The following is a 15,083-nucleotide window of genomic DNA, read 5'->3' as shown; positions in this document are numbered from 1 at the left end:
TGACGGTTTCGGTTCGCGTTGGAGCTCGATCCGCACCTGCATCGGTTTTGCCGATGCCTTACGCCAAAAGGATTCGTTTGCCAGAGGAACAACCCAGTCACGACCATGGTGGGGCGCCTCACACCTTTGGAGAATGACCATGTCTGACCAGCCAGTCGTCGAGAAGCACACCATCGGCTACGTCCCACCCGAGGACCGCCACGGCAAGGTGCGCGACCTCTTCACCCTGTGGTTCGGGACCAACATCGCTCCCCTGCCCGTCGTCACCGGTGCCGCCGGCGTCACCGTCTTCGGCCTCGATCTGTTCTGGTGCGTCGTCGCCATCGTGGTCGGCCACCTCGTCGGCGGCGTCTTCATGGCGCTGCACTCGGCCCAGGGCCCGCAGATGGGCATCCCGCAGATGATCCAGAGCCGCGGCCAGTTCGGCTCCTACGGGGCACTGATCGTCGTGGTGATCGCGGCGGTCATGTACCTGGCCTTCTTCGCCTCCAACATCGTCCTCGCCGGGCAGTCGCTGCACGGCATCGCCGACCCGATCCCGGTCGAGGCGGGCATCGTCCTCGGGGCGCTCGGTTCCGGCCTGATCGCCGTGATCGGCTACAAGGTGATCCACTCGCTCAACAAGGTCGCGACCTGGGTCCTCGGCATCGGGATCGTGCTCGGCACGGTCGCGATCTTCGTCTCCGGCCTGCCCGCGGGCTTCTGGACCCAGGGCGGCTACAGCACCGCCGGCTTCCTCGCGACGGTCTCGCTGGGTGCCCTGTGGCAGATCGCCTTCGCGCCGTACGTCTCGGACTACTCGCGCTACCTGCCGGCCGGCGTCGGGGTGAAGGCGACCTTCACCGCCACCTACCTCGGCTGCACCCTCGGCTCGATCCTGCCGTTCGTCTTCGGCGCGATCGTGGCGCTGGCGATGAAGCCGGGCGTCGAGGTGATGACCGGGGTGCGCGACACCACCGGCGCGTTCGGTACGCCACTGCTCGTCCTGTTCCTGCTCTCGGTGATCAGCCACAACGCGCTCAACCTCTACGGCACCGTGCTCTCGGTCATCACCTGCGTGCAGACGTTCGTCGCGTCCTGGATCCCGACCGCCCGCAGCCGCGTGGTGCTCTCGCTGGTGGTGATGGCCGCCTCGACGTACTTCGCCATCGGCGTCTCCGGCAACTTCATCTCGCACTTCGTCGACATCGTGCTCGCGCTGCTCGTCGTGCTGGTTCCGTGGACCGCGATCAACCTGATCGACTTCTACCTGATCCACCGCGGCAACTACGACCTCGACTCGATCTTCGCGGCCGACGGCGGCATCTACGGCCGCTTCAACGGCCAGGCGATCCTCGCCTACGTGATCGGCATCGTCGTCCAGATCCCGTTCATGGCGACGCCGCTCTACACCGGGCCGGTCGCGGACAGGCTCAACGGCGCCGACCTGAGCTGGATCATCGGCCTCGTCGCGACCGCCCCGATCTACTACCTGCTGGCTCGCGGCCGCAAGCTAGCGCCGAGCGAGATGGCACTGGCCTCGCACGCCTGAGGAACCGAGCACTCCCACGGCGGGGAGGTCGCGTCAGCGGCCTTCCCGCCGTCGCGCTGCCCGGCCCGAGGAGCGGACGAATGCCTGGGCGCGGGCGGTGAGGCGTACGCCCTTCATCGAGGCCAGCACGACCTCGAGGGGCTCGACCGGGTCGGTGATCTCGAGGGTCACGATCTGCGCGCCGTCGTACGTCGTGTCGCTCGCCGGGCGCTGGTTGAGGACCGACCATCCCTGGCCGTTGGCGACCATCGCCCGCACGGTCTCGAAGCCGGCGCTGCGGTGCCGGATCTGCGGGCGGAAGCCGGCCGACTCGACGAGCCGCTCGAAGTACTGGCCACTGTGCGGCAGGTCCAGGAGCACCATCGGCTCCTCCTCGAGCTCGGCGAGCGCGACCTTCTTGCGGCGCGCCAGCCGGTGGCCCTTGCCGATGAGGACGTACGGCGCCGCCAGGCCGACACGGACGTGGTCGATGTCGTCGTCGAGGTCGTAGCCGTACATGAGCGCCAGCTCGCAGCTGCCCGAGCGCAGCGCGTGCTTGAGCGCGGCGTGCTCGTCCTCGACGACGGAGACGTGGATGCCGGGGTGATCCTGCTCGCAGGCGGCCAGCAGTCGGGGCAGCTCGAAGGGGCCCAGGGTGGTGAAGCAGCCGATGGCGAGGTCGCCGACGAGCGCCTGGCCCGCGGAGCGCGCCACCTCGACCAGCTCGCTGGTGTGCACGAGGTAGCTGCGCAGCTCGCGGTAGAACTCCTCGCCGGCAGCCGTCAGGGTCAGGCCGCGCGCATGGTGGCGCAGCAGCAGCTGGACGCCCAGCTCCTTCTCGAGCTGGGCGACCGCCGTCGAGACGGCCGACTGCGAGACCACGAGCTGCCGCGACGCGGCGGTCATGCTGCCCAGCTCCGCGGCCGCGGCGAAGTAGCGCAGCTGGGTCAGGGTGAAGGACGGCTCGGCCATGCGGGCCATCCTGCCCGAAGTCACTCTCGTTTCGCCCCGTTGACGCGGTCGGCGCCGGTTGCGTCGAGGTTCGCGAGCGTCTCGGGTCGCAGCAGCGCGTCGAGCACGACCGGGTCGAGCCCGCCGGCGGCAAGCGCCAGATCCCGTACGTCGCCCGCACCGCTCAGCGCGGCCTTGGCGATCTCGGCGGACCGCGCGTAGCCGAGCAGCGGGGTCAGGGCGGTGGCGAGGCCGGCGTTACCGGCGGCAGCGGCGGCGAGCTTGGCGGCGTCGACGGTGATCCCGTCGACGCACATCTCCCGCAGCGAGTCGAAGGCGGCGGCGGTCCAGGTGAAGCCCTGCAGCAGGCCGTGCGCCATCACCGGCTCGAACGCGTTGAGCTGGAGCTGGCCGCCCTCGGCGGCCATGGTGACGGTCAGATCGTTGCCGATCACCCAGAAGGCGACCTGGTTGACCATCTCCGGGATGACCGGGTTGACCTTGCCGGGCATGATGCTCGACCCGGCCTGGCGGGCGGGCAGCTGGAGCTCGCCGAGCCCGGCCTGCGGACCGGAGCTGAGCAGCCGCAGGTCGTTGCAGATCTTGGACGCCTTGACCACGATCCGCTTCAGCACGCTGGAGACCTGCACGAACGCGCCGGTGTCGCTGGTCGCCTCGACGAGGTCTCCCGCGCCGACCACCGGCAGGCCGGTGATCTCGGCGAGGTGTCGTACGGCGAGCCGCCGGTAGTCGGGGTGGGCGGTGATCCCGGTGCCGATCGCGGTGGCGCCGAGGTTGATCTCGCACAGCAGCACCCGCGAGTCGGCCAGCCGGGTCAGCTCCTCGCGCAGCGTGATGGCGAAGGCGCCGAGCTCCTGGCCGACCGTCATCGGGACGGCGTCCTGGAGCTGCGTACGTCCGATCTTGGGGACCGCGCGGAACTCGGCCGCCTTGCGGGCGAACGAGTCGGCGAGGGCCGCGGTGGCCTCGACCAAACGGTCGATCGCGCCGACCAGGGCGAGCCGGACGGCGGTCGGGTATACGTCGTTGGTCGACTGACAGCGGTTCACGTGGTCCAGCGGGTGGATCTCGTCGTAGCTGCCGAGCGGCAGGCCGAGGATCTCGAGCGCGCGGTTGGCGACGACCTCGTTGGCGTTCATGTTGGTCGAGGTGCCGGCGCCGCCCTGGATCACGTCGACGACGAACTGGTCGTCGAGCGCTCCGTCGCGGACCTCCTGCGCGGCGGCGGCGATGGCGTCGTGGCGACGGTCGTCGAGCAGGCCGAGCTCGTGGTTGGCCCGCGCGGCGGCGAGCTTGACCGCGCCGAGGGCGGCGACGAGGGAGCGGTGGCTCCCGACGGTGGTGCCGCTGATCGGGAAATTCCGCAGCGCGCGGGCGGTGTGCACGCCCCAGTAGGCGCTCGCCGGGACCTCGAACGGGCCGAGCGAGTCGTGCTCGGTGCGGGTGGCCGTGGCGTCGACGGTGGTCATCGTGCGGCCGCCTCCTCGGCGACGTCGAGGGCGGTCCAGGCCAGCGCGGTGGCGGCGTCCAGGAGCGCCTTCTCGGCGTCCCCACCGACGCAGTGCGCGGCGAACTCGGGCTGGTGGTTGAGGGCGGTCCCGGAGTTGATGCCGACGTAGGGGTGGATGGCGTTCACGACCTGGGAGACGTTGCCCATGTCTGTGGAGGCTCGGTTCATCCGGCGAGCGGGGGTCCCCGGGTCGAAGACCCGGCCGATCTCCTCGGCATTGCGCCGGTACGCCGCCAGCGCGGGCGCGAACGTGCGGAACTCGGCGTACGGCTTGCTCTCGGGTTCGACGGTGAGCTGCGCGCCGGTGGCGAGCGCGCCGGCCTCGAAGCAGCGCCAGACCTTCTCCTCGGTCTCGGCGAGCTGGGCGAGGCTCTCGGCGCGGACGTACCAGCGGCCCTCGGTCCGCGCGGGGATGGCGTTGGGTGCTTCTCCCCCGTTGGTCATCACGCCGTGCACGCGTACGGTCGGCGGCAGCTGCTGGCGGAGCAGGCCGATCGCGACCTGGGCGATGGTGAAGGCGTCGGCGGCGTTGACGCCCTGCTCGGGATAGGCCGCCGCGTGGGCCGCCTTGCCGCGGTACTCGACGTGCGAGTGGGAGACCGCGAACGGCTCGGCCTCGGCGACGTCGACGGGAGCCGGATGGGCCATCATGGCCAGGTCCAGCCCGGCGAAGGCGCCGCGCTCGAGCAGCTCGATCTTGCCGCCGCCGCCCTCCTCGGCGGGGGTGCCGTAGACCTCGATGGTGAGTCCCGCGGTGTCGGCCAGCGGGGCCAGCGCGCGGGCGGCGCCGACGGTGATCGCGGAGATCAGGTTGTGGCCGCAGGCGTGGCCGAGGCCGGGGAGGGCGTCGTACTCGGCGCACAGACCGATGCGAAACGGACCGCTGCCGAAGGTCGCCAGGAAGGCGGTCTCCAGCCCGAGATAGGCCGGAGTCACGGTGAACCCCGCCTCCTCGAGCGACTCCGCGACCCGGTGCGAGGAACGGTGCTCCTCCCAGGCGGTCTCGGGGTTCGCGTGCAGCTGCTCGGAGAGCCGGATGAGGCGCTCGGCGTCGCTGCCGACGGTGGTTGCTGCGTACTGCTTCGCGGTGGTCATCACTCGTCCCCGGGGACCCCGTAGGACGGGGCGGCGGTGGGATCGAGCCCGCGGGTCACGTAGTCGTCGCGCTGCGGCATCCAGACCTTCAGCAGGTCGCGGAGGTCCTCGACCGGGCGCTCGCTCCAGTCGACGCGGAGGTCGGTGACCCGCCAGGCGACGTCGCGTACGACGGAGAGGCCCGCCGAGTGCAGCGGTCCGGCCTCGCCGCCCGCGGCCAGCCCGGCCTCCAGGGCGGCCAGGAGCCGCTCTTCCAGATCCCCGGTCGCGGCCTCGAAGCCCGTGACGATGGCGTCGACGACCTCGGTGCCGGCCAGCAGGTTGCCGGCGGCGACCACCTGCGGCGCGACGACGTGGTGGTGGATGCCGAGCGACCCGGAGCCGCTGTACGCGGCACCGGCGCCGTCGAGTCCGAGAACGGTCAGCTGGCGGTGGTCGATGTGCTCGCGGCCCTGGGTGACCGACGCGAGCGCGGCCCGGGCATCGAGCCCCGAGGCGAGGGCGTCGAGCAGCTCGGTGCCCAGGCGCGGGTCGGTGATGTTCTGCGACGAGGCACCGCCGACGCCAGGGCGCAGGTGGATGCAGCGCGCGGCGACGGCCGGGCTGGACGAGGTCACGGCGATGCCGACGGCGCCCGTGCCGTCGGTCGCGAGGACGGAGAAGGTCACTTCGCCACCTCGGGGATCACGGCGATCGCGTCGACCTCGACCAGCCACTCCGGGCGGGCCAGGGCAGAGATCACCAGGCCGGTGGAGATCGGGTGCACGCCCTTCGTCCAGCGGCCGATCGTCCGGTAGACCGTCTCGCGGTAGCGCGGGTCGACGATGTAGATGGTGAGCTTGACCAGGTGCTCCATCTCGGCACCGGCCTCCTCGAGCAGCATCTTGATGTTGGCCATCGCCTGCTCGGTCTGCGCCTCGACGTCGCCGATGCCGACCGACTCGCTGGTGTCGAGGTCCTGACCGATCTGACCGCGTACGTAGACGGTGTTGCCCGCGACGACGGCCTGGCACAGGTCGTTGTCGAGGTTCTGCTCGGGGTAGGTGACGCTGGTGTTGAACGGGCGGATCCGGGTGTGCCCGCCGACGACGATGCTGCTGGGTTTGTTGGTCTCCACGACGACCAGTCCACCTCGTCCGAGAGCATGTGTCCAACAGATGTTTCCAAGGACTGTCGTCAATGAAACAGATGCAGTGACGTCGGCTGCGATTGCATCAGGATTGCATCACTCGATCCGATGGGTAAGGCCAACAACATCTGTTGGACATGACCAAGGGCGGCGGCTCAGGATCTGGGTATGGCAAACGAAGACATCGAGGTCCTCGTCGTCGGCGCAGGTCAGGCCGGTGTGGCGATGAGCGAGCACCTGAGCGACAACGGCGTACCACACCTCGTGCTGGAGCGTGACCGGATCGCCGAGCGCTGGCGCACGATGCGCTGGGACTCGCTCGTCGCCAACGGCCCGGCCTGGCACGACCGCTTCCCGGGCCTGGAGTTCCAGGACGTCGACGCGGACGCGTTCGCGACCAAGGACCAGGTCGCGGCCTACTTCGAGGCGTACGCCGAGAAGATCGCCGCTCCGATCAGGACCGGCGTCGAGGTCACCTCGGTGACCCGCAACCAGGGCCGTCCGGGCTTCCGGGTCGAGACCTCCGACGGCGTCATCGACGCGCGGTTCGTGGTCGCGGCGACCGGCCCGTTCCAGCGGCCGGTCTACCCGCCGATCGTGCCGGACGGCGCGGTCGCCGTGCAGATGCACTCGAGCGACTACCGCAACCCCGACCAGCTTCCCGAGGGCAACGTTCTCGTCGTCGGCGCCGGCTCGTCCGGCGTCCAGATCGCCGACGAGCTGCAGCGCTCCGGCCGCCAGGTCCACCTCTCGGTCGGCCCGCACGACCGTCCCCCGCGCAGCTACCGCGGCCGCGACTTCTGCTGGTGGCTCGGCGTCCTGGGTCTGTGGGACCTGGAGACCCCGGCCGCCGGTGCGGAGCACGTCACGATCGCCGTCAGCGGCGCCCGTGGCGGCCACACCGTCGACTTCCGCGCCCTCGAGGCGAGCGGGATCCGGCTCGTCGGCATGACCGACCGTTTCGACGCCGGCACGCTCACCTTCCGCGACGACCTGGCCGAGAACATCGCCCAGGGCGACGCCAACTACCTCGCCCTTCTCGACGCCGCCGACGAGTACGTCACCCGCAACGGCATCGACCTGCCCGAGGAGCCCTCGGCCCGCGACCTCGGCCCCGCCCCGACGGCCGCGACCACCCCTCTGCTCTCCCTCGACCTGGCCGAGGCCGGCATCACCACGGTGATCTGGGCGACCGGCTTCGCGACCGACTACGGCTGGCTCCAGGTCGACGCGCTCGACGAGAACGGTCGCCCGGCCCACCGCCGCGGCGTCTCCACCGAGCCCGGCATCTACTTCGTCGGCCTCCCCTGGCTCTCCCGCCGTGGCTCGAGCTTCATCTGGGGTGTCTGGCACGACGCCAAGCACGTCGCCGGCCACCTCGCGACGCAGCGGAGCTACGCGGCGTACGACCGACAGGCGCGCGGCTGATCAACGGCGCACAGCCGCGTCACACCGATGGCCCGGATCCCGAAAGGGATCCGGGCCATCGTCTTTCTTTCCCGACCCAACCCCCGCCGAGTCGGCTCGTCATGACGCGCCGGCTCGACGTCCGATTCGGTCAGAACGAGCCGACTCGGCACCGGATCCGGTCAAGATGAGCCGACTCGGCATCGGGTCTGCGGACGACAAGCACCGCGCCCCGGCCTCGCGAGGAGGCCGGGGCGCGGTTCTCTGCCCAGCTGGCGGGTTGCGCCTCAGGCCAGCTGGGTCACCTCGCGCCGGAACGGCACCTCGTCGTTGGAGGGCAGGACGGCGTCGAACTCCTCGGCCGCGCGGCGGCCGGACCAGACGGCGGCCGCGATGGTGCCGGGGCCCCAGGAGTCGCCGATGCCGCGTACGGAGGCGATCTCGCCGGCGTCGCGACGGGCGAGCAGGTCGAGGTAGAGCTCCTCGCGCGGAAGGCGGGCGGTCACCATGACGACGGCGTCGCAGTCGAGGTCACGCTCGATACCGGCGTAGACGTCCTGAACCCGGACACCGCCGGTCCCGACGGACGTGACCGCGTGGTCGGTCACCCGGGTGATGCCGTTCTCGATGAGCCGTCGCTGGATCCGGTTGATCTCGAAGGTGTTGTTGGTCCACGACGACACCTGCGCGCCGGTGGTGACGATCGAGACGTCGTAGCCCTTCTGCGTGAGCAGTTCGGCGACGACACCGCCCAGGTAGTAGTGGTCGTCGTCGTAGACGACCACCTTCTTGCCGTCGGGCAGCCGGCCCGCGAAGAGGTCGTCGGGCCCGAGAACCTGGGCGCCCTCGGCGATCGGCATCGCGGTGGTGTGGAAGCGGGCGACGCCATCGGTACGCCAGGTGGCACCGGTCGCGGTGATGACGTGCTCGAAGCCGAACTCGACGATGTCCTCGGCGGCCATCGGGCTCTCGCGGTAGATCTCGACGTTGGGGAGCTCGGCGAGGACGGCCTCGCGGTACTCCTTGACCCGGCCCCACGCCGAGAGCCCGGGCAGCTTCGACTCCGCCGTGACCCGGCCGCCGAGGTCGCGGCCGGCCTCGGCCAGCACGACGTCGTACCCGCGTACGCCGAGCGCCCGGGCCGCCTCCAAACCGGAGGGACCGGCGCCGACGACGAGGATGCGCGAGTCGCTCTCCTTGGCGCGGATCCGCTCCGGGTGCCAGCCGCGGCGCCACTCCTCCCCCATGCTCGGGTTCTGGGTGCAGCGGATCGGCGACATGGTGAGGTCGCCGGAGACGCAGATGTTGCAGCCGATGCACTCGCGGATCAGGTTGAGCCGGCCGTCACGGATCTTGTTCGGCAGGAACGGGTCCGCGATCGACGGGCGGGCCGCGCCGATCAGGTCGAGGATGCCGGCCTTGACCTGGCGCACCATCGCGTCCGGCGAGGTGAACCGGCCGACGCCGACGACGGGCTTGGACGTGAGCTTCTTCAGCCCGGCGACGAACTCCTCCTGGCGACCCTCGGGTGCGAACCGCGAGGTGACCGAGTCGCCCTCCCAGCTGCCCATCGCGAAGTCCCACAGGTCCGGCAGCTCGCCGAGCTCGCGCAGCACGCCCTCGATGTCCTCGCGGGTGATGCCGCCGTCGATCTCCTCCTCGACCGTGATCCGGCAGGCCACCGCGGCCCGGCCGGCGACCTCGTCGATGGTGTCCTCGAGGAGCTCGCGGAGCAGTCGCATCCGGTTCTCGAGCGAGCCGCCGTACGCGTCGGTGCGGTTGTTGTAGCGCCGGGAGAGGAAGTGGTGCGGGGCGCCGTAGCCGTGGGCGCCGTAGACGTAGACGACGTCGTAGCCGGCCTCGAGGGAGCGGCGTACGGCATTGCGGTGCCAGCGCCGCAGGTCCTCGATGTCCTGCAGCGACATCGCCCGGGCCTGGACCGGCGCGATGGTGTCGGGGGCGACCGGGAGGTGCGCGGGCCCGAGCGGGGTCTCGCGGCTGAGCTGGTTCGGCGCGTTCATGCCGTTGTGGGCGAGCTCGATGCCGGCCAGGCCGCCGCCCTCGTGGATCGCGTCGGCGATCCGCCTGAGCGCGGGCAGGTCCTGGTCGTCCCAGATCCGCAGCTCGATGAACGGCGCGATGTCGGAGGTCGCGTGGATCTCCACCTGCTCGGTGCACACCACCGACCAGCCGCCCTCGGCCTTGATCTTGCGCATCGCCGCCTGGGCGCTGGGGTCGCGGTAGCCCATGCCGTTGCAGTGCGGCACCTGGTAGAAGCGGTTCTTCGTGGTGAACGGCCCGATCTGCACGGGCTCGAACAGGATGTCGTAAGCGGTCATCGGGTGGGCTCCTCGCTGGGAACGGACGGGACGGGAGCGCCGACCTCGGCGCGGACGCGGGCACCACGGACGTACCCGATGCCGCACAGCAGAAGCAGGCAGCCGAGGGTGCCGAGCGTGAAGACCTCGAAGGTCAGCTGGCTCACGCCCCAGATCTCCTTGAACGGGTACGCCTCGCCGAACAACCGCTCGAGCGTGCCCGGGAACACCGCGACCCACGAGCCGAGCAGGACCCAGGCGAAGGCCAGCCAGCCGAGCAGCGCGAAGCCGCGGTCGGAGACCGGGACCCGGAACGGGCGCGGGCGGTCGGGGTAGCGGGTGCGCAGCCGGATCGCGGCCGGGATCACCAGCAGGTAGCTGAGCAGGAAGGTGGAGATCGAGATCGTGAGGACGACACCGAAGATCGAGGCGCCGTCGCCGGTCACCTGCATGGCGACGAGCAGGAACACGGTCGCCACGACGCCGGAGAGCATGTTGACCCGCACCGGCGTACCGAGGCCCTCGTGGAAGCGGCCGAAGAACCCGCCGAAAAAGGAGCCGTCGGCGGCGGTCATCGCCTGCATGCGGTCGGAGATGATCATCCACGCCGCGCCCTGGCTCATCAGGATGTAGACGAAGACGACGGCGGTGAGCGTGAGCAGCGGCTCGGCGGCGGCCCCGTAGACGGAGTAGACGGTGCCGACGGCGTCGAGGAGGCCGCCGATGCCGGTGATGTCGTCGCTCGGGACGACGAGCAGGATCGCGAAGATCGGCACCAGGTAGCAGACCGCGGCGGTGGCGCAGGAGCGGAAGATCGAGACCGGTACGTCGCGGGCCGGGTTCTCCATCTCGCCGGCGGCGCTGTTGGAGGACTCGAAGCCGAGGTAGGCGAAGAGCAGGATCGGGACCGAGCCGAACAGGCCGAGCAGGGTCGGGCTGAAGTCGCCCCCGCTGAGGTCGACGACGCCGTTCTTGGCGGCGTAGATGACCGTGGTCAGCACGAAGAACGCGAGCAGGCCGACCTTGAGGATCGCGCCGCTGGTCGGCAGCCACTTGCCCTTGGCGAGGCTGGCGATCGCGGCGACCACGGTGATCCAGATGAAGACGATCTTGAACAGGTAGTCGCCGACCGAGCCGTGCTCGAGCGGGGTGATGTAGACGCTCACCGTCTCGGCGGCGAGGAACGCCATCGAGCCACCTACCCACACCGGCTGGGTGATCCAGGTCAGGATCGCGGCCACCGCGGCGGCCGGGCGCCCGAAGGCGTCCCGGACCCAGGTGTAGGCCCCGCCTTCCTCGCTGAACGCGGCGCCGGTCTCGGCGAAGATCAGGCCGTACGGCACGAGGAAGAAGACCGCGAGCACGAGGGCCCACGTGAACGCCTCGGCGCCGTAGAGCGAGACCTGCCCGAGGGTCTCGAGGCCGACGACGGCCGCGATGAGCAGGAAGACGATGTCGAAGCGTCGCAGGGTCTTGCGGAGATGTGACTGTTGCTCGGCCGCGAGGGCGGTCGGCTGGTTGGTCTGCGTCATGGTGTGTCCCTGGCTGGTCGGGCTGGCGGTCAGTGGTTGATCCAGACGGTCTTGAGACCGACGTACTTGTCGAGGGCGTGCAGCGAGAGGTCGCGCCCGAAGCCGGAGCCCTTGAACCCGCCGAACGGGGTCCAGGCGCTGAAGGCGTCGACGCCGTTCACGGTCACGGTGCCGGCGTGGATCCGCTCGGCGAGCCGGTGCGCGCGGCTCAGGTTGCTGGTCGCGACCGAGGCGGCCAGGCCGTACGGGGTGTCGTTGGCGAGCGCGACCGCCTCGTCCTCGGTGTCGAAGGCGGTGACCGCCAAGACAGGCCCGAAGACCTCCTCGCGGGCGAGCGCGGCGGCCGGGTCGACGTCGTCGAGGACGGTGGGCTGGACGTAGCAGTCGCTGCCGTCGCGGGTGACCCGCTCGCCGCCGGTGACCAGGCGCGCCGTCGAGGTCTTGGCGCCGTCGACGAACTGCATGATCCGGTCGGTCTGCTCGGGCGAGACGATCGCGCCCATCCCGGCGGCCGGGTCGAGCGGGTCGCCGGGGGCGTACGCCGCGGCCTCCTTCGCGACGAGATCGACGAACTCCTCGTGGACCTCGCGTTGGACCAGGACGCGGGAGTGTGCCGAGCAGACCGCACCCTGGTTGAACCAGATGCCGAAGGCGGTCTGCTTGGCCGTGGTGGCGAGGTCCTCGGCGTCCGCGAAGACGACGTGCGGGCTCTTGCCGCCGCACTCGAGCCAGACCTGCTTGAGGTTGGACTGGCCCGCGTACTGCAGGAAGTACGCGCCGACCTCGGTCGAGCCGGTGAACGCGAGCACGTCGACGTCTCGGTGGAGGCCGAGCGCCTTGCCGGTGGTCTCCCCCAGTCCGGGGACGACGTTGAGGACACCGTCGGGGATCCCGGCCTCGGCGGCGAGCTCGGCGATCCGCAGCGCCGAGGACGGCGACTGCTCGGCGGGCTTGAGCACGACGCTGTTACCGGCCGCCATCGCCGGGGCGACCTTCCAGGCGAGCATGTCGACCGGGTAGTTCCACGGGACGACCGCGCCGACGACGCCGAGCGGCACGCGGCGGATCAGCGCCGTGGTGCCCGGCGGGGTGGGCGCCACCTCGTCGTTGATCTTGTCGATGGCCTCGGCGTAGTAGCGGAACAGGTTCACCGAGAACGGCAGATCGAGGTCGTACGCATCCACCACCCGCTTGCCCATGTCGAGCGAGTCCAGGACCGCGAGCTCGGCGGCATGGTCGGCGAGGAGGTCGGCGAAGCGGAGCATCCGCTCCCGGCGGAAGGCGACACCCGCCCGCGACCAGCCCCCGTCGCCGTACGCCGCCCGCGCCGCGCGCACCGCCGCGTCGACACCGGCGGCACCGGCGTCGGCGACCTCGGCCAGCAGCGTTCCGGTGGCGGGGTTGCGGTTCTCGAAGGAGCCCTCCGCGGTGTCGACGGAACGGCCGCCGATGAACGGTCGGGTCCGGGGCCGGACCTCGGCGGCGATCTCTCGCCAGTCCTGGTGGGTGTGCACAAGCAAGTCCTTTCTTTGCGCTTCACCGCAAATATGAGCCTCGCCACACCAGGTGTCAATCATTCGCCCGCAGATTTCACATACGCGTTACGGTTGAGCATGGCTCGACGCAAGGACCAGGCCGCTCGGCGCGAACATCTGACCGCGGCAACACTCACCGTGATCGCGGCCCACGGCTTGGCCGGCGCCACGATGAAGAACATCGCCGCCGAGGCCGGGATCTCACCGCGCCTGATCGCCTACTACTACCCCGAGCTCGACGGCCTCATCGAGGCCGCCCACCAGGCCGCGACCGACCGCTACTACTGGTCCCGGCAGCGGGCGATCGAGGGCGACCTCTCCCCCGCCGAGAAGCTCGGCCGTCTGATGTACTCCGGTCTTCCCCGAGGTGAGGACCTTCTCCTGAGCCAGGTCCTCGACGAGATCTCGGTCAATGCGAGCCGCAGCCCGATGCACGCGACCCTGATGACGCTGCTCTTCGACCGCGAGGTCTCGCTCTACACCGCCGTGCTCGAGGTCGGGCGCGCCACCGGCGCCTTCACACTGACCGACTCGGCCGAGGCCATCGCCCGCAACTTCGTGGCCCTCGAGGACGCCTTCGGCCTCCACCTGCTCGCCCACAACTCGTCATTGACCCTCGAGCGCGCCGAGCAGCAGCTGGCCAGCTACGCTCACTCCGCCCTCGGCGTCCGAGTCGCTCCGATCGACCCCGAATTGCCCAAGAAGGCAAAGAATCCGCCGGCTGCGAGGTAGTGGTCAGGCAGCCGCGACCTGGGCCGGGCGCGCCGTACGCGACAGCGCCTCGACACCCCAGCAGGCCAGGCAGCCGACGAGCGGGATGGCGACGGTCGACACCATCATGAAGAGGTCGGACACCACCAGCGGGCCGCCCAGGGTCTCCCAGGCCCTGTCCGCCCACCTGATCCACCCGATCATCAGCACTCCGGGCACCACCAGCCCGACCAGCCACAGGAGGCCACGACGCCGCGCGATCCCCCACGCGGCCGTCAGGCACAGCACGGTGATCACCATCTGGAGCCGGATCATCCACAGCCACCACTCACCGACTGGCAAGTCGATCGCGCCGCGCGCCATGAGGAAGCTCGCGATCAGCCAGAAAGTGTCGAAGATCCACGGCACGAGCAGGAGGAGCGGCGCAGTGATCCGACGGACGAACGTTCGTCCACGCCAGACCAATACCGCTGCGTACGTCAGGTAGACCAGCGTGAACAGCACACCCCGGAACGCGTAGATCTCGGGATGGCCGAGCTCCCACTGGAGCCGGCTCAGCAGCACCAGCCGCAGGGCCTCCGCCCCCGCGACGATCACCACCGCCACCACCGAGAGTCCGACCCGATCCGTCCGCTCCGAGATCTCCGCCATGCCCAGCAGTATTGCCGGTCAAGCGACGTACGCGCGGGTAAAGAACCCACGTGTCGGGCTCCGCCTCAGCCCGCTCTAGTCCCCGGCAAGAGCCTGACGGACGGCCACGGCAGCAGGTAGGCGTTCATCAGTTGCCCGAGCCGATCGGGGTGTGTCGAGTCCGATGTTCGCGCGCAGGTTGCGCGACATCTCATCCAGGATCTCCTGTGACCAGTGAAGCTCGATGGCACCCGCATCTGCGGCGTACAGGAAGTAGTCCCGCAGGGTTCGGGAGAAGAGGATGTTGGCGTCCGCGAGAACGACGCTGAGAGTCAATCGACGAAGCCGATCTCGTTCGAGAAATCTGCCAGCGCCTCTGCCGCCTTCGCCCGCCTGGCTCGTCTCGCCCGCTCGAACGCCACCAAGGGCTCAGCGGGGATCCGATGGTGGGAGCCGACCATGATGTGCTCGATGTCGCCGGCCGCGATCATCTTCATCAGCGTGGGACGCGAGACGCCGAGGAAGGTGGCTGCTTCAGTCGTCGTGAACGCCTCCTTGATCGGCACGACGACCGCGCCGGACGTACGCTCCGCATCCAGGAGGGCGAGCACCTTCTCAGCGCTGGCTCGCGGCATGCTCAACGAGACGCGGACCGTCTCGTCCGCGTCGTCGAGTGCTGCGCGGAGCATCCGCACGTCGTCATTCAGCATCTCTGACATCTCAGCATCTCCTCC

General features: G+C 70.1%; 14 protein-coding genes. 3 read left to right on the top strand and 11 right to left on the bottom strand.

The features are described 5' to 3' along the window. The first annotated feature begins 139 nt into the window (after positions 1-139). Entirely contained in the window at positions 140-1,531 is a 1,392-nt protein-coding gene (locus ACIO3S_RS08475) for a cytosine permease (RefSeq protein WP_350721157.1), read from the top strand. A gap of 33 nt (positions 1,532-1,564) precedes the next feature. Here the strand turns inward: ACIO3S_RS08475 and ACIO3S_RS08470 are convergent, their stop codons facing one another. The 5 genes from ACIO3S_RS08470 to ACIO3S_RS08450 are packed head-to-tail and all read right to left on the bottom strand — an operon-like array spanning position 1,565 to position 6,204. Beyond that, a complete protein-coding gene (locus tag ACIO3S_RS08470) occupies positions 1,565-2,482 on the bottom strand; it encodes a LysR family transcriptional regulator (RefSeq protein ID WP_160024103.1) in 918 nt (305 codons plus the stop codon). Between the two features lie 20 nt (positions 2,483-2,502). Then, on the bottom strand, positions 2,503-3,951 hold the full coding sequence (locus tag ACIO3S_RS08465) for an aspartate ammonia-lyase (RefSeq protein WP_400461674.1): 1,449 nt from the start codon (positions 3,949-3,951) through the stop codon (positions 2,503-2,505). Beyond that, a complete protein-coding gene (locus tag ACIO3S_RS08460; protein ID WP_400461671.1) occupies positions 3,948-5,087 on the bottom strand; it encodes a M20 family metallopeptidase in 1,140 nt (379 codons plus the stop codon). Before ACIO3S_RS08460 ends, ACIO3S_RS08465 begins: the two co-directional genes overlap by 4 nt. Beyond that, the gene (locus tag ACIO3S_RS08455) at positions 5,087-5,755 is read right to left on the bottom strand and encodes a DUF1028 domain-containing protein (RefSeq protein WP_400461665.1); all 669 of its coding nucleotides are present in this window, start codon (positions 5,753-5,755) and stop codon (positions 5,087-5,089) included. The genes ACIO3S_RS08460 and ACIO3S_RS08455 overlap by 1 nt, the downstream gene beginning before the upstream one ends. Beyond that, on the bottom strand, positions 5,752-6,204 hold the full coding sequence (locus tag ACIO3S_RS08450; protein ID WP_201451046.1) for a RidA family protein: 453 nt from the start codon (positions 6,202-6,204) through the stop codon (positions 5,752-5,754). Before ACIO3S_RS08450 ends, ACIO3S_RS08455 begins: the two co-directional genes overlap by 4 nt. A 180-nt stretch (positions 6,205-6,384) precedes the next feature. Here ACIO3S_RS08450 and ACIO3S_RS08445 point away from each other — a divergent pair, with 180 nt between their 5' ends. After that, entirely contained in the window at positions 6,385-7,644 is a 1,260-nt protein-coding gene (locus tag ACIO3S_RS08445) for a flavin-containing monooxygenase (protein ID WP_400461661.1), read from the top strand. Between the two features lie 266 nt (positions 7,645-7,910). Here the strand turns inward: ACIO3S_RS08445 and ACIO3S_RS08440 are convergent, their stop codons facing one another. Genes ACIO3S_RS08440 through ACIO3S_RS08430 form a run of 3 tightly spaced genes read right to left on the bottom strand, consistent with a single transcriptional unit; the run spans position 7,911 to position 12,987 of the window. Further along, positions 7,911-9,962, bottom strand: a complete 2,052-nt coding sequence (locus tag ACIO3S_RS08440) for an FAD-dependent oxidoreductase (protein WP_400461659.1) — start codon at positions 9,960-9,962, stop codon at positions 7,911-7,913. Next, positions 9,959-11,473, bottom strand: a complete 1,515-nt coding sequence (locus tag ACIO3S_RS08435) for an APC family permease (protein ID WP_400461656.1) — start codon at positions 11,471-11,473, stop codon at positions 9,959-9,961. Before ACIO3S_RS08435 ends, ACIO3S_RS08440 begins: the two co-directional genes overlap by 4 nt. Before the next feature lie 29 nt (positions 11,474-11,502). Beyond that, positions 11,503-12,987 carry an aldehyde dehydrogenase family protein gene (locus tag ACIO3S_RS08430; protein WP_400461653.1) on the bottom strand — a complete coding sequence of 495 codons (1,485 nt, stop codon included), beginning with the start codon at positions 12,985-12,987 and terminating at the stop codon, positions 11,503-11,505. Positions 12,988-13,086: 99 nt separating this feature from the next. On the opposite strand from ACIO3S_RS08430, the gene ACIO3S_RS08425 reads away from it, so the two are divergent. Next, positions 13,087-13,740: a TetR/AcrR family transcriptional regulator gene (locus tag ACIO3S_RS08425; protein WP_400461650.1), complete on the top strand. Its 654-nt coding sequence runs from the start codon at positions 13,087-13,089 to the stop codon at positions 13,738-13,740. Positions 13,741-13,743: 3 nt separating this feature from the next. On the opposite strand, the gene ACIO3S_RS08420 is transcribed toward ACIO3S_RS08425, so the two are convergent. From ACIO3S_RS08420 to ACIO3S_RS08410, 3 genes are all read right to left on the bottom strand, one after another. After that, entirely contained in the window at positions 13,744-14,370 is a 627-nt protein-coding gene (locus ACIO3S_RS08420; protein ID WP_400461647.1) for a hypothetical protein, read from the bottom strand. 75 nt (positions 14,371-14,445) lie between these two features. Then, on the bottom strand, positions 14,446-14,685 hold the full coding sequence (locus tag ACIO3S_RS08415) for a hypothetical protein (protein WP_400461644.1): 240 nt from the start codon (positions 14,683-14,685) through the stop codon (positions 14,446-14,448). Further along, positions 14,682-15,068, bottom strand: coding sequence for an excisionase family DNA-binding protein (locus ACIO3S_RS08410; protein ID WP_400461641.1), 387 nt, complete (start codon positions 15,066-15,068; stop codon positions 14,682-14,684). The genes ACIO3S_RS08415 and ACIO3S_RS08410 overlap by 4 nt, the downstream gene beginning before the upstream one ends. Between the last annotated feature and the right edge of the window lie 15 nt (positions 15,069-15,083).

This window comes from Nocardioides sp. NPDC087217 (assembly GCF_044744805.1).
Taxonomy (GTDB): Bacteria; Actinomycetota; Actinomycetes; order Propionibacteriales; family Nocardioidaceae; genus Nocardioides.
This window is presented reverse-complemented; position numbering and strand designations above follow the sequence as displayed.

Excerpts from the sequence above, each read along its gene's own strand:
- ACIO3S_RS08475 (WP_350721157.1), top strand. The coding sequence starts at position 140 with ATGTCTGACCAGCCAGTCGTCGAGAAGCACACCATCGGCTACGTCCCA.
- ACIO3S_RS08470 (WP_160024103.1), bottom strand. The coding sequence starts at position 2,482 with ATGGCCGAGCCGTCCTTCACCCTGACCCAGCTGCGCTACTTCGCCGCG.
- ACIO3S_RS08465 (WP_400461674.1), bottom strand. The coding sequence starts at position 3,951 with ATGACCACCGTCGACGCCACGGCCACCCGCACCGAGCACGACTCGCTC.
- ACIO3S_RS08460 (WP_400461671.1), bottom strand. The coding sequence starts at position 5,087 with ATGACCACCGCGAAGCAGTACGCAGCAACCACCGTCGGCAGCGACGCC.
- ACIO3S_RS08445 (WP_400461661.1), top strand. The coding sequence starts at position 6,385 with ATGGCAAACGAAGACATCGAGGTCCTCGTCGTCGGCGCAGGTCAGGCC.
- ACIO3S_RS08440 (WP_400461659.1), bottom strand. The coding sequence starts at position 9,962 with ATGACCGCTTACGACATCCTGTTCGAGCCCGTGCAGATCGGGCCGTTC.
- ACIO3S_RS08435 (WP_400461656.1), bottom strand. The coding sequence starts at position 11,473 with ATGACGCAGACCAACCAGCCGACCGCCCTCGCGGCCGAGCAACAGTCA.
- ACIO3S_RS08425 (WP_400461650.1), top strand. The coding sequence starts at position 13,087 with ATGGCTCGACGCAAGGACCAGGCCGCTCGGCGCGAACATCTGACCGCG.
- ACIO3S_RS08420 (WP_400461647.1), bottom strand. The coding sequence starts at position 14,370 with ATGGCGGAGATCTCGGAGCGGACGGATCGGGTCGGACTCTCGGTGGTG.
- ACIO3S_RS08410 (WP_400461641.1), bottom strand. The coding sequence starts at position 15,068 with ATGTCAGAGATGCTGAATGACGACGTGCGGATGCTCCGCGCAGCACTC.